We start from the raw sequence: 14187 nt of genomic DNA on the forward strand, positions 1-14187 counted from the left end.
CCAAGGCGAGCGCGACCCTGCCGCCACGACCGCTCGGTTTCATCGGGCGCTTAGCTGAACTGGACCGTCTGCTCCCGCACTTGACCCCCGGCACGGACGACACGAACACCCTCCCGTTGCTCATCTTCGCCGTCACCGGCATGGGCGGCATCGGCAAGACCGCGCTGGCCGTGGAAGCGGCGCACCAAGCCCGCGCGCGGGGCTGGTTCCCCGGCGGAACGCTCTTCGTGGATCTGCGCGGTTACGACGACGACCCGGTCACGGCCGATCAGGCGGTACTGGCGCTGCTCGATGCGCTGGGCGTGCGGGGACAGGATCTGCCTCCTACGGCGGAACGACAGTACGACGCGTACCGAGCGCTTCTCGCCGAGCGGCTGGAACGGATGCTGCTGATCCTCGACAACGCGTCGGACCCGTCGCAGTACATGCCGCTGCTGCCGGGTACGGACCACCACCAGGTGGTCATCACCTCCCGGGACCGTCCCAACGCCCTTCCCGTGCGGCTCATCGACCTTGAGGCCCTTGTCCCGGAGGAGTCCGTCGCCCTGGTGACCCGCGCCCTGCACGACACCGACGAACGTGACGAGCGGCCGGGGCAAGAGCCGGATGCGCTACGCGAACTGGTCGATGTTTGCGGCCACTTGCCGCTGGCTCTCCAGATCGCGGCGGGGATGCTGCGCATGCGTAGACACCGCGACATCGCTTCGCTGGTGACCGAGATCAAGGAGGCCGGGGATCCGACGGTTGCACTCGACAAGGGCAGCCCCGGGACGGACATGTACGGCCGGTCACTCGTGCTGCGCCCTGTGCTGGAGACGTCGTATCGCCGACTGCCGCCTGACCAGGCCCGGTTGCTTCGGCTGCTCTGCCTTGCTCCAGGCGCGGAGACCGGCGCAGAGGCGATCGCGGCCTTGGTCGACCTCGAACTGGAGCCCGCGCTCCGCCAGTTGGAGGAACTGGCGGCCACCCATCTCGTCACGCCGGTTCGCTGCGTCGACGGGACGGCTCCCGCCATGCGGTGGCGGGTGCATGACCTGGTGCGGGCGTTCGGGGCGGGTGTGGTGGCGGGGCAGGCAGAGTTCCGGGAGGAGGGGGAGGCCGCGCGGGAGCGGGTGCTGGAGTTTTACCACCGGTGGGCGGAGGCGGCCGATGACCGGTTGCGGTGGGTGCGGGGACGACGGGAACCGGAGCGGTTCACAGACCGGGCCCAGGCGCTTTCGTGGCTGGATGGGGAGCGGGCGGGGCTAGTGGCGGCGGTAGCGTGGGCGCGGGAGCAGCGGTTCGCGGATATGGCCGTGCTGCTGTCCGAGCGCCTGACGGTGTACCTGCACTGGCGAAGGTATTTCGATGACTTGATTGCGGTCATGGGGGTCGCCCGAGAGGCCGCCCAGAGCGCCGGAACCCGCGATGGCGAGGCCCTCGCGTGGGACAACCTCGGCATCGCGCTGCGGGAAGCAGGCCGGACAGAAGAGGCCATCGACGCCCACACCCGCGCCGTCGACCTGAACCAAGCCTTGGGAGACCGCAACAGCGAGGCCGCGGCATGGAACAACCTCGGTGTCGCCCTGTTGGACGCAGGCCGGACGGGTAAGGGCATCGACGCCCTCACTCGCGCCCTCAACCTGGCGCAGGCTGCCGGGGAGCGCGGTGGCGAGGCCACAGTGTGGAACAACCTCGGTAACGCCCTACAAGAAGCGGGCCGGGCGGAAGAGGCCATCGACGCCCACACCCGCGCCCTCAACCTGAACCAAGCCTTGGGAGACCGCAACAGCGAGGCCAAGGTATGGAACAACCTCGGCATCCGCCTGCAGGAAATCGGCCGGACGGGCGAGGCGATCGAGGCGTTCGGCAAGTCCCTGGAGATCCGCCGGGAGTTCGAGGACTGGTACGGCGAGGGGCTGACCCTCAACAACCTGGCCCGCGCCCACATGGCCGCCCACCGCACCGCCGAAGCCCGAACTGCCCACCTCCAGTCCGTTGCCGCCTTCACCCGAGCCAACGCCCCCGAAGAAGCCGCAGATGCCCAATCCGCCGCAAACTCATTGACCTGACTAGACCACTCCACTTACCTTCACCGGGCAGCCATCCGCCCAGGCCACAACGTAGTGAGCCCGTAGGAGGTCATGCCCGTGCGCCCCACCGCCGCCCTCCCCCACCGAACTGCCCTACTCACACCCCTAGTTGCCCTCACCCTCGCCGCAGCCACCCTCACCGCCTGCGGCACCGGCTCCGGCAGCAGCCCCGACACCGTCAAGATCTCCTTCAAGCAGTCGACGGACAACTCCATCAAGGTGATGGACACCTACCTCGCCGACATCAAGAAGCAGTTCGAGAAGCAGTACCCCGGCAAGAAGGTCGAGCTCGTCCCCATCAAGGCCCCGGACTCGGAGTACTACACCAAGCTCCAGCAGATGCTCCGCTCCCCCAAGACCGCCCCGGACCTGGTCTACGAGGACACGTTCCTCATCAACAGCGACATCACGTCCGGGTACTTGAAGCCCCTCGACTCCTACCTCGCCAAGTGGCCGGACTGGAACCAGTTCGTCGACACCGCGCAGTCCGCCGCGAAGGCCGAGGACGGGAAGACGTACGGCGTGCCGGACGGGACGGACACCCGAGGCCTGTGGTTCGACAAGGGGATCTTCAAGAAGGCGGGCCTGCCCGCGAATTGGCAGCCGAAGACGTGGGACGACGTCCTCGCCGCGGCCCGCACCATCAAGCAGAGGGTCCCGAACGTCACCCCCCTCAACGTCTACACCGGCAAGCCCGCCGGCGAAGCCGCCACCATGCAGGGCTTCGAGATGCTGCTCTACGGGACGAACGACGGCACCACGGACCCGCTCTACGACACGTCGTCGAAGAAGTGGATCGCCGGCGGCCAGGGTTTCAAGGACGCGCTCTCCTTCGTCCACACGGTGTACAAGGAGAAGCTCGGCCCGGACGTGTCCGACGCCCTCGACCCCAACATCCAGACCTACGTGGCCGGTGAACTCCTCCCCAAGGGCAAACTCGGCATCGCGCTCGACGGATCGTGGCTGCCCCAGGCCTGGTTGAAGGGCAGCGGGCACGAATGGCCGCAGTGGTCACAGGAGTTGGGGCTCGCCTACATGCCGACCCAGCAGGGCCAGGCGCCCGGCAAGGTGAGCATGTCCGGCGGCTGGACCTGGGCGATCCCGTCCAAGGCAGGCAACCCGGACCTCGCCTTCGACTTCATCAAGACGATGCAGACGAAGGCGAACGCGGAGAAGTGGTACATCGCCAACTCCGGTATCTCCGTGCGGAAGGACGTCGCCGCCGACCCCGCCTACGCCACCGCCCAGCCCGGCATCAAGTTCTTCACGGACCTGGTCGCGAGCACGCACTACCGGCCCGCCTACCCGGCGTACCCGAAGGTCTCCACCGCGATCCAGGAGGCGATGGAGGGCGTGACGACGGGCGACATGTCGGTGGACAAGGCTGCGAGTTCGTACGACGACGAACTCAAGTCGGCCACGGACAACCAGGTCATCCAGAAGTGACCACCGCACCCCGGCAGGCGGCGGGCCCGGACGCGACGAAGTCCGCCCCGGGCCCGGCCCCCCAACAGCCCGCGCACCAGCGACAACACCCCCGCGACGACCACCGCACCCTCCGCCGCGTCCTCACCCAGCTCCTCCCCCTCTCCCCCGCCCTGGTCCTCCTGCTCCTCTTCCTGGCCGTCCCGATCGGCTACTGCGCCTACATCGCCTTCACGGACCTCCAACTCACCGGCCAGGCCCACTCGTCCTTCGTAGGCTTCGAGAATTTCCGTACGGCCTTCAAGGACACGGAGTTCCTCAACGCGGTATGGCTGACGCTGGTGTTCACGGTGTTGTCGTCGCTGGTCGGCCAGAACACCCTTGGCCTGGCGCTCGCCACCCTCATGCAGCGCGCGTCGAAACCGGTCCGCACGCTCACGGGCGCGATCGTGATCACGGCCTGGGTGCTCCCGGAGGTCGTGGCGGGCTTCCTCCTCTACGCCTTCTTCCGCCGCGAAGGCACCCTGAACGCCATCCTGGACCGGCTCCATCTCCCGTCCCAGAACTGGCTGTTCACGCTCCCGATCCTCGCGGTGTCGTTCGCGAACGTGTGGCGGGGCACGGCCTTCTCGATGCTGGTCTACTCGGCCGCCCTGGACGAGATCCCCAAGGAGATCACCGAGGCGGCGGAGGTCGACGGCGCGGGCGGCTGGCGCCGGATGTGGCACATCACGCTGCCGATGATCCGCCGTTCGATCGGCACGAACCTGATGCTCAACACCCTCCAGACCCTGTCCGTCTTCGGTCTGATCTGGGTGATGACGAGAGGTGGCCCGGGCGACAAGAGCCAGACCCTCCCCCTCTACATGTACGAACAGGCCTTCCAGAACAGCATGATCGGCTACGCCACGGCGGTCGCCCTGCTCCTGCTCCTGGTCGGCTCGCTCTTCTCGGTGATCTACATGCGCCTGCTGCGAACGGAGGTCTGACCCCATGGCACTCACCTCCTCCTCCCGCACCTCCTCCTCCCGCCGGACGAGACGGCGCCTGGCGGCGGACGCGGGGCTGCTGGTGGTCGCGGCGACGTTCGCGCTGCCGCTGCTCTGGGTGGTCCTGTCGTCCCTCGACGCCCACGCGGACCTCAAGGTGAAGGCCCCAGACGGCCTGACCCTGGACAACTTCCACGCGATCCTGAACTCGGACATCACCTTCGCCCCCCTCCTCAACAGCCTGATCCTGTGCGGCTTCGGAACGCTGCTGACGGTGGTGTGCTCGGCGCTGGCGGCGTACCCGCTGTCCCGCTTCCGGTCCCGCCTGAACCGCCCCTTCCTCCTGACGATCCTCTTCGCGACGAGCCTTCCGATCACGGCGATCATGGTGCCGGTGTACGCGTTGTTCGTGCAGGTGAATCTCATCGACACCATGCAGGGCACGATCTTCTTCTTCGCCGCGTCCCAACTGCCCTTCGCCATCTGGCTGATGAAGAACTTCATGGACGGCGTACCGAAGGAACTGGAGGAGGCGGCGTGGACCGACGGGGCGTCCTCGTTTCAGTCGCTGCTGAGGATTGTTCTTCCGCTGATGGGGCCGGGGGTCGCGGTGGTGACCGTCTTCTCGTTCGTGATGATGTGGGGTAACTTCTTCGTCCCGTTCATGCTGCTGCTGTCGCCGGACCAGATGCCGGCGAGCGTGAGCATCAATGAGTTCTTCGGGAATCGGGGGATGGTGGCGTACGGGCAGTTGGCCGCGTTCTCCGTCGTGTACTCGACGCCGGTGATCTTGTTGTATGTGCTGGTGGCTTGGCGGCTGGGTGGGGGGTTTGCTTTGGGTGGGGCGGTTAAGGGGTGACCTCTTCGGCTCGGGTGCGGGCTTGGGCGGCTTCGGCGGGGGCGTTGGCGCGGGTGAAGGCGTCGGCGGACTGGAGGTAGTGGGTGCGGGCCTCTGTGGGGCGGGTGGCGCGCTGGTAGGCGAGAGCCAGGTTGGAGAGGGTCTGGCCCGCCCGGTACCAGTCCTCGAACTTCCGGAAGCGCTCCAATGCCTTTGCGCACGCCTCAAACGACTCCTCCACCCGGCCCGCCTCCCACAGGGCACTGCCGAGGTTGTTCCACGCCATTGCCTCGCCATGGCGGTCCCCGGCGGTCTCGTGCAGATCGCGTGCGCGAGTGTGGGCGTCGATGGACTCCTCCGCCCGGTCCGTCTCCCGCAGGACGGTGCCAAGGTTGTCCCACGCCATGGCCTCGCGGGGGCGATCCCCTGCGGCCTGGAACAGGTCGCGGGCCCGGGTGTAGGCCTCGATGGCCTCCTCCGTCCGGCCCGTCTGCCGCAAGGCGCGGCCGAGGCTGCCCCATGCGAAAGCCTCGCGGTAACCGTCCCCGACAAACTGGTATAGGTCACGGGCGCGGATGTGAGCGTCGATGGCGTCCTCCGTCCGGCCCGTCTGACGTAGGGCGATGCCGAGGCTGTTCCACGCGATGGCCTCCCGTGCCCGGTTACCGGCACGGTGGGCCGCCTCCCGCGCGACACCGCACACCGTGACCCAGTCATCGAAAAGGCGTCGCCAGTCCAGATACTCCGCCAGATACTGGGACAACCGCACCGCCGTGTCCGCGTACCGCTCCTCCCGCGCCCACTGCACCGCCGCGACCAGCCCCGCCCGCTCCGAGTCCAGCCACGCCAACGCCCCCGCCCGGTCCCCGAACCGCTCCGGTGCCGGCTTCCCCGGCAGCCACCGCAACCAGCCATCCGCCGCCCTCGCCCACCGCAGATAGAGCTCCAGCACCCGCCCCCGCGCCGTATCCCCCTCCGCCAACAACCCCGCGTCCCCCTCAACCACGCCCACCCCGAACGCCCGCACCAAGTCATGCAACCGCCACCGCCCACGCCCGCTCCCTCGCTCAACAAGGTGGGCACGGGACAAGGCATCAAGCACACGCACCGGCGGGGCATCCGCCCCGTCCAGCACGGCGAGGACCTCATCCGTCACCTCGGGCCCCGGAGCCAGAGCCAACAGCCGTAGCAGCCGGGCCTGTTCCGCCGGCAGACGCCCATACGACAAGTCAAAGGCGGCCCGCACACTGCGCTCGCCGTCGTCGAGGTGCAGGAGCCGATCACCGGACTCGGCGAGTTCGGCCACAGGCTTGTCCCTGTCGAGGACGAGCAAGGCCGCGGCGATCTGAAGGGCCAAAGGCAAATGCCCACAGAGCAAGGCGAGTTCGGCAGCCGCCTCACTCTCGTTCGCCACCCGCTCATCACCCGGGGCGGCGATCCGCAACGCCCGGTCCAGAAGGTCGTACGCCTCCTCCGGACTCAACTCCCCCAACGACAGGAGCCGCGCCCCCAGTTGAGGCACAGCGCCCTCAGGAGAGCTTCCAGTGCCTGATCGGCCGTGCCGGGATCGTCGTCGTAGCCATGAAGGTTGACGAAGAGCACACCGCCCGGAAACCAGCCTTTCGCGCAGGCCGCGTGCGCCGCCTCCACCGCGAGCGCGGTCTTGCCGATGCCACCGAGCCCGGACACGGCCGCGACCAGTACGGCCGCCGCCGCTTCGGCCACGGACGGGTCGAACGCGTCGAGCAACTGCCTCAGTTCGCCGCGCCGGCCGGTGAATCCGGCCGCCCTGGCGGGCAGGGCGTCCAGTGCGGTGGGCGCCGGGGCGTGCTGGTGGATGCTGCCCTTCGCGATGAAGGGACCCTTGAACTCCCCTCCGCGGAAGTCGAGATGATCCCCGCCGTACCTGTCGGCCATCGCGCCGTCCCCCGTGCCGCCCCCGAACCTCGCGTACCCACACGGTACTTCCGCCCCCCGGTCCAACACGGGCTCTGGTCAGGCGACTTGGCGGGACTGCGGCGGCCGGGTCAGCTCCTCGGCACTCCCGCGACCGAGATCTCCCCGCCCGTGAACACGCCCTCGAAACCCGCCCCGTGGAAGCGCGGCGACACCTGGTGATAGCGCAGGTTGCCCGCGAGGATGTGTTCGAGTCGGGTGCAGTACTCGCGCATTTCCGAGGACACCGCGACGGTGTCACGCAGGCCGACGTAGTCGCGTTCCGTGCCCTCGATCACCTCGGCGAGTCGGTCCATGGCGCCCTGGACCGACAGGCCGTGCAGCGTGCTGAGCACGGTCACCGCCTGCACCGGGGCCCGTTTGCCGTCCCGGTCGTCGTGCTCCTTCCGGAACGAGTACAGGTCGTTGGTGAGGCAGCAGTGATGGGAGATCAGCCGGTCCAGCGCCGCACGCTCGGGTGACTCCCACTCGGCCGCCGACAGGTCCCGGGCCAGCATCGACGGAATGGCCGCGATGAACAACGGGACACCGAAGTTCACGTGCCGGTACTCCAGGTACTCCCCCCACTGCATGTGGGGGGACGCGATCGCGTCCGCTTCCTGGCACTGCGCCATCGCCATCTGCGCCACCCGCCGCAGAAAGTACCGGCCCATGCCGACCGGCATGGTGAGCGCGATCGAGCGGGCCGTCAGGAGGTAGGGGCGGGGCGGGCCGTCGCTCCATCCGTCGACGGGAGTCTCAGCCAGGTCCCGCGCGTGCGACAGGCGCAACAGGTGCCGTGCCACACCCCTCCAGACCTCCTCGGCGCTGCCCGCGTCGCCCGTCCCGAACAGGGCTTCCTGCTTGTTCTCGATGACCGTGTACAGCGCGTTGAAACGGCACCAGGCGGTCAGTGCCTCCGGCCGCGCGTCCGGGTAGCAAAGTGCCGCCCACGTCGTGTAGTTGTCGGCACGCAGCGGCACCGGAACACGCGGGTCGTCGCTGAACAACCCGAACGCCCAACGGTTCGCGTCGGCGTCCAGCTCGGGTGTGTGGTGGGGATTGATCCGCCACGGAATCTCACTCCGCAGCGCCGGGATGGTGTGCTCCGCCGTACTCACGCGTCCGACATGCCCTCGGTGTTCTGCCGAAAACCGGCACACCGCTCGGTGCACACGAAAGGGATACGGCTACCCCGCCCAACCCCCACCATCGACTTTCCGCCACCCCCCACATCCCCCCACACCCGATCACCGCCCCCACCACAAACGCACTCCCCTTCGACCCCCGCCCACACACCCGACGCCGATCGAACAGCCCCCGGAGATCACCGCACCGGCGAATGGCAAGGTAGATCGGCATATTCAGCGCCCCTGCCCCGCCATCCGCCACCCCCGACCGTCACTCAGCGTCACCATCCACCCCCACCCCAACCCCCATCGATCTCCCGCGCCCGACCGAATCCGTACGTTCCTACAATCCGTAATCCTGGCCGAACAGACCGTAGTCACCGCACTCAGGCCCCCTTAGCTTGTGGCCCGTGCGCCGACCACCAGCTCAATCCAGCCCGTCCACGCCGCCCACGCCACCCACCCCGCCGTTCGACGCGCCCGCCGCCCACAGGCTCCGTACCGCGCTCAACATGGGGCCCGAACACGTCGCGTACGGGATGCGTGCCTCGTACGGGCTGCCCTATGTCACGCCCGACCTGGTCATCGCCTGGGAACGGGGGCTCACCGCGCCCTCCGGTCCCGAACTCACCGCGCTCGCCGGGGTGTTGTGGTGCTCGCCGGCGGAACTCATCGGCAAGCCACGCACGCTGCGTGAGCACCGCCTCGCCCGTGGCCTCGCGCCGGAGGACGTCGCGCGTGCCGTCGGGCTCGAACTGCTGGCGTATCTACGGATGGAGGAGCACGACGAGTGGCGCGGCACCGAGCGCCAGTCCTCCGCGCTCGCCGATCTGCTCGACCTCTCGCTGCCCGACTTCATCAGCGTCACCGGACGCGACACCCGCCTCGCGGAGTTGCTGCGCGGCGCGATGACCACCCGCTGGCAGGGGCACGTCCGCCCGATCGGCAAGATGGTTCCCCTGGACCGGCGGCTCCTGGAGGACTCCCTCCAGGAGTTGCACGAGGACTACCAGGCGCAGATGGCCGCCACGCTGAACTGGGGCGGCGGCAACTCCGCCGTCGAGGCGAACGAGGCCGGCCGTGACTTCCTCGACCAGATCATCAGCCGTTTCTGGGCCATGGTCGAGAAGAGCACCTACTGAACTCCCCGAACACCCCTCCAGAAAACCGGCTCCGCTAGAAAACCGACTCCGCCTCGTCCATCCGGTCCTTCGGGACCGTCTTCAGCTCGGTGACCGCCTCCGCCAACGGCACCATCACCACATCCGTGCCGCGCAGCGCCGTCATCCGCCCGAACTGCCCCTGGTGCGCGGCCTCCACCGCGTGCCAGCCGAACCGGGTCGCCAACACCCGGTCGTACGCGGTCGGTACGCCACCGCGCTGGATGTGGCCGAGGATGACCGGCTTGGCCTCCTTGCCGAGGCGGCGTTCGAGTTCGTAGGCCAGTGCCGTGCCGATGCCCTGGAAGCGCTCGTGGCCGAACTGGTCGATCTCGCCCTTGTTGTAGTCCATGGAGCCCTCGGCGGGGTGCGCGCCCTCGGCCACGCACACGACGGCGAACCGCTTGCCGCGGGCGAAGCGTTCCTCGACCATCTTGACCAGGTCGGCCGGGTCGAAGGGGCGCTCCGGCAGACAGATGCCGTGCGCGCCCGCCGCCATCCCGGACTCCAGCGCGATCCAGCCCGCGTGCCGGCCCATGACCTCGACGACCATCACTCGTTGGTGGGACTCCGCGGTCGTCTTCAGGCGGTCCATCGCCTCCGTTGCGACGCCCACCGCCGTGTCGAAGCCGAAGGTGCGGTCCGTCGACGAGATGTCGTTGTCGATCGTCTTGGGGACCCCGACCACCGGGAGCCCCGCGTCCGACAGCATGCGCGCCGCCGTCAGCGTGCCCTCGCCGCCGATCGGGATCAGCGCGTCGATCCCGAAGTCGCGCGCGATGTCCAGCGCGTTCTCGCAGGCCTCGCGGAGGCGGTCGCGCTCCAGGCGTGAGGAGCCGAGGATCGTGCCGCCGCGGGCGAGGATGCCGCTGACCGCGTCGAGGTCGAGGGTGCGGTAGTGACCTTCGAGCAGTCCGGCGTAGCCGTCCTCGAAGCCGATGACCTCGTCGCCGTAATTGTCGACCGCTCGGTGCACGACCGATCGGATCACGGCGTTCAGGCCGGGGCAGTCGCCGCCTGCGGTGAGAACTCCGATGCGCATCGTGCTGTGTCTCCTGCTCGCTGTTGAGACCGGTGAGCCGGATCCGATTGTTTCACGTCCCCCAGGGCGACACCGCTCCCGCCGGACTGACGGGCGCCTTAACCACCCCCGGAGGTATTGTCAAGAGCGCTCCGCTCACCCCTGTGGGCGATTTCTATGACCGCCGAAACGGGCAGCCAGCAGCTGTCGGAATCCGCCGGAAGGGGAGGACACGCGTGACCCGCAGCGTGTACGTGACCGGGATCGACCGCGGCGACGGCCGTCAGGTCGTCGAGCTGGGAGTCATGGAACTCCTGACCCGACAGGTCGACCGGGTGGGGGTGTTCCGTCCCCTCGTCCACGACGGCCCCGATCGACTGTTCGAACTGCTGCGTGCGCGCTACCGGCTGTCCCAGGACCCCGCGACCGTCTACGGCATGGACTACCACGACGCCTCCGCCCTCCAGGCCGAGCAGGGGACCGATGAACTGGTGTCGACGCTCGTCGACCGGTTCCATCTCGTCGCCCATGACTACGACGTCGTCCTCGTCCTCGGGACCGACTTCGCCGACACGCAGTTCCCGGACGAGCTGGCCCTCAACGCCCGCCTCGCGAACGAGTTCGGCGCGTCCGTCATCCCCGTCGTCGGCGGACGCAAGCAGACCGCCGAGTCCGTGCTCGCCGAGACGCGCAACGCGTATCGGGCGTACGACGGGCTCGGCTGCGACGTCCTCGCCATGGTCACCAACCGGGTCGCCCGCGAGGACCGGGCCGCGATCGCCGACCGGCTGGCCGGCCGGCTGCCGGTGCCCTGCTACGTCGTACCGGACGAGCCCGCGCTCGCCGCCCCCACCGTCGCCCAGATCACCCACGCGCTCGGCGGCCGGGTGCTCCTCGGGGACGAATCGGGGCTCGCGCGGGACGCGCTGGACTTCGTCTTCGGCGGGGCCATGCTGCCCAACTTCCTCGACGCGCTGACCCCGGGCGCGCTCGTCGTCACCCCGGGCGACCGCGCCGACCTCGTCATCGGCGCGCTCGCCGCGCACAGCGCCGGCACCCCGCCGATAGCCGGCGTGCTCCTCACCCTGAACGAGGTGCCGAGCGACACGATCCTCACCCTCGCCGCCCGCCTCGCGCCGGGCACCCCGGTGGTCTCGGTGCCCGGCACCTCCTTCCCCACCGCCGCCGAACTCTTCTCCCTGGAGGGGAAGTTGAACGCGGCCACCCCGCGCAAGGCGGAGACCGCGCTCGGCCTCTTCGAGCGGTACGTCGACACCAGCGACCTGCTCAGGCGGGTCTCCGCGCCGAGCAGCGACCGCCTCACCCCGATGATGTTCGAGCACACGCTCCTGGAGCGGGCCCGCTCCGACAAGCGCCGGATCGTCCTCCCCGAGGGCACCGAGCCCCGCGTCCTGCACGCCGCCGAGGTGCTGCTGCGGCGCGGCGTCTGCGAGTTGACCCTGCTCGGTCCCGAGGACCAGATCCGCAAACGGGCCGCCGACCTCGGCATCGACCTCAGCGCCGCCCAGCTGATCGACCCGGGGACCTCCGAACTGCGCGACCGCTTCGCCGAGAAGTACGCCCGGCTCCGCGCCCACAAGGGCGTGACCGTCGAGCTGGCCTACGACGTCGTCGCCGACGTGAACTACTTCGGGACCCTGATGGTGCAGGAGGGGCTCGCCGACGGCATGGTCTCGGGCGCCGTGCATTCCACGGCCGCGACCATCCGGCCCGCCTTCGAGATCATCAAGACCAAGCCGGACGCCGACATCGTCTCGTCCGTCTTCTTCATGTGCCTCGCCGACAAGGTGCTGGTGTACGGCGACTGCGCGGTCAACCCCGACCCGAACGCCGAGCAGTTGGCCGACATCGCCGTCCAATCGGCCGCCACCGCCGAGCAGTTCGGGGTCGCCGCGCGGATCGCGATGCTGTCGTACTCGACCGGTACGTCCGGCTCGGGCGCCGACGTCGACAAGGTGCGCGAGGCAACGGAGTTGGTACGGCTGCGGCGGGCCGATCTGCGGATCGAGGGGCCGATCCAGTACGACGCCGCCGTCGAGCCGAGTGTCGCCGCCACCAAGATGCCGGAGTCCGAAGTCGCGGGCCGGGCAAGCGTGTTGATCTTCCCCGACCTGAACACCGGCAACAACACCTACAAGGCCGTGCAGCGTTCGGCCGGCGCGATCGCCGTCGGGCCGGTGCTCCAGGGGCTGCGCAAGCCGGTCAACGACCTGTCCCGGGGAGCCCTCGTCTCGGACATCGTCAACACCGTCGCCATCACGGCGATCCAGGCCCAGAACCCCAAGACCCCGGCCCAGAACCCGACCGAGAAGGCAAGCGCCCAGTGAGTCCGACCCGTGTCCTCGTCCTCAACTCCGGCTCCTCGTCGGTGAAGTACCAGCTCCTCGACATGCGCGACGGCGAGCGGCTGGCCCTGGGGCTCGTCGAGCGCATCGGCGAGGAGACCTCCCGGCTCAAGCACACCTGCGTCACGACCGGCGCCGCACGGGAGTTGATCGCCCCCATCGCCGATCACGAGGCCGCCCTGAAGGCCGTAGCGGAGCAACTCGCCGCGGACGGGCTCGGGTTGGACTCTCCCGAACTGGCGGCCATCGGGCATCGGGTCGTGCACGGTGGGCAGGCCTTCACCGCGCCGACCGTCATCGACGACGCGGTGCTCGCGGAGATCGAGCGGCTGATCCCCGTCGCTCCGCTGCACAATCCGGCGAACCTCGTCGGGATCCGGACCGCGATGGCGTTGCGGCCGGATCTGCCGCAGGTGGCCGTGTTCGACACCGCGTTCCACACGACGATGCCGGAGTCGGCCGCGCGGTACGCGATCGACGTGGCGACCGCCGACGCGTACCGGATCCGGCGGTACGGGTTCCACGGGACCTCGCACGCGTATGTGTCGCGGGCGACGGCGAGGCTGCTGGGGAAGGCGCCCGAGGACGTGAACGTCATCGTGCTGCATCTCGGGAACGGGGCGTCCGCGTCGGCAGTGGAAAAGGGCCGGTGTGTGGAGACCTCCATGGGGCTGACGCCGTTGGAGGGGCTGGTGATGGGGACCCGGTCGGGAGACCTGGATCCGGCCGTCATCTTCCATTTGATGCGTGTTGGCGAAATGTCCACCGATGAGATCGACACTCTTCTCAACAAGAAGAGCGGTCTGATCGGGTTGTGCGGGGACAACGACATGCGCGAGATCCGGCGCCGGATCGACGAGGGTGACGAACAGGCGGAACTGGCCTTCGACATCTACATTCACCGATTGAAGAAGTACATCGGGGCCTACTGCGCGGTACTCGGCCGGGTGGACGCGGTCGCCTTCACCGCGGGAGTCGGGGAGAACGCGAGTGCGGTGCGGGAAGCTGCCGTGGCGGGCCTGGAGTTGCTGGGGCTTGAGGTCGACGGCGCGCTGAACGCCGTACGGAGTGATGAACCGCGGCTGATCTCGCCCGCGTCCGGGCGGGTCGCGGTCGCGGTGGTGCCGACGGACGAGGAATTGGAGATCGCCACGCAGACCTATGCGCTGGTCGGGCAGTAACAATATGCGGCTCGGCCGCGTGGCCGGCTGGGCAATTACACGGCGGTAACACGCCTGAGCGTCCGCCCGC

11 protein-coding genes are annotated in these 14187 nt (G+C 68.9%); 7 read left to right on the top strand and 4 right to left on the bottom strand.

What is annotated here, in order from left to right; all coding sequences use genetic code 11:
- Nucleotides 1–140 precede the first annotated feature (140 nt).
- The 4 genes from ACIRRY_RS37080 (at nt 141) to ACIRRY_RS37095 (ending at nt 5345) form a co-directional block, all read left to right on the top strand.
- Nucleotides 141–2051 (top strand): tetratricopeptide repeat protein, encoded by a 1911-nt coding sequence (locus tag ACIRRY_RS37080; protein WP_403982016.1) that lies wholly within the window; start codon nt 141–143, stop codon nt 2049–2051.
- Nucleotides 2052–2123: 72 nt separating this feature from the next.
- Nucleotides 2124–3518 carry an extracellular solute-binding protein gene (locus tag ACIRRY_RS37085; RefSeq protein ID WP_403981812.1) on the top strand — a complete coding sequence of 465 codons (1395 nt, stop codon included), beginning with the start codon at nt 2124–2126 and terminating at the stop codon, nt 3516–3518.
- Nucleotides 3515–4486: a carbohydrate ABC transporter permease gene (locus tag ACIRRY_RS37090; RefSeq protein ID WP_403981815.1), complete on the top strand. Its 972-nt coding sequence runs from the start codon at nt 3515–3517 to the stop codon at nt 4484–4486. The genes ACIRRY_RS37085 and ACIRRY_RS37090 overlap by 4 nt, the downstream gene beginning before the upstream one ends.
- 4 nt (nt 4487–4490) lie before the next feature.
- Nucleotides 4491–5345, top strand: coding sequence for a carbohydrate ABC transporter permease (locus ACIRRY_RS37095; protein WP_403981818.1), 855 nt, complete (start codon nt 4491–4493; stop codon nt 5343–5345).
- Here the strand turns inward: ACIRRY_RS37095 and ACIRRY_RS37100 are convergent.
- The 3 genes from ACIRRY_RS37100 to ACIRRY_RS37110 all read right to left on the bottom strand — a co-directional run bounded on the left by ACIRRY_RS37100 (nt 5335) and on the right by ACIRRY_RS37110 (nt 8380).
- Nucleotides 5335–6846 (bottom strand): tetratricopeptide repeat protein, encoded by a 1512-nt coding sequence (locus tag ACIRRY_RS37100; protein WP_403981820.1) that lies wholly within the window; start codon nt 6844–6846, stop codon nt 5335–5337. The genes ACIRRY_RS37095 and ACIRRY_RS37100 overlap by 11 nt on opposite strands.
- Nucleotides 6804–7241 carry a hypothetical protein gene (locus ACIRRY_RS37105; RefSeq protein WP_403981823.1) on the bottom strand — a complete coding sequence of 146 codons (438 nt, stop codon included), beginning with the start codon at nt 7239–7241 and terminating at the stop codon, nt 6804–6806. The genes ACIRRY_RS37100 and ACIRRY_RS37105 overlap by 43 nt, the downstream gene beginning before the upstream one ends.
- 110 nt (nt 7242–7351) lie before the next feature.
- On the bottom strand, nt 7352–8380 hold the full coding sequence (locus tag ACIRRY_RS37110) for a hypothetical protein (protein ID WP_403981825.1): 1029 nt from the start codon (nt 8378–8380) through the stop codon (nt 7352–7354).
- A gap of 521 nt (nt 8381–8901) precedes the next feature.
- On the opposite strand from ACIRRY_RS37110, the gene ACIRRY_RS37115 reads away from it, so the two are divergent.
- Entirely contained in the window at nt 8902–9531 is a 630-nt protein-coding gene (locus ACIRRY_RS37115; protein WP_403981828.1) for an XRE family transcriptional regulator, read from the top strand.
- A gap of 34 nt (nt 9532–9565) precedes the next feature.
- On the opposite strand, the gene ACIRRY_RS37120 is transcribed toward ACIRRY_RS37115, so the two are convergent.
- A complete protein-coding gene (locus ACIRRY_RS37120) occupies nt 9566–10591 on the bottom strand; it encodes an ATP-dependent 6-phosphofructokinase (protein WP_403981831.1) in 1026 nt (341 codons plus the stop codon).
- Between the two features lie 215 nt (nt 10592–10806).
- Between ACIRRY_RS37120 and pta the strand changes: the two genes are divergently transcribed.
- Together pta and ACIRRY_RS37130 are read left to right on the top strand one after the other, a co-directional pair.
- A complete protein-coding gene (gene pta, locus ACIRRY_RS37125) occupies nt 10807–12918 on the top strand; it encodes a phosphate acetyltransferase (protein WP_403981833.1) in 2112 nt (703 codons plus the stop codon).
- The gene (locus ACIRRY_RS37130) at nt 12915–14117 is read left to right on the top strand and encodes an acetate kinase (protein ID WP_403981836.1); all 1203 of its coding nucleotides are present in this window, start codon (nt 12915–12917) and stop codon (nt 14115–14117) included. The genes pta and ACIRRY_RS37130 overlap by 4 nt, the downstream gene beginning before the upstream one ends.
- The last annotated feature ends 70 nt before the right edge of the window (nt 14118–14187 follow it).

The organism is Streptomyces sp. NPDC101776 (assembly GCF_044766845.1).
GTDB lineage: Bacteria > Actinomycetota > Actinomycetes > Streptomycetales > Streptomycetaceae > Streptomyces.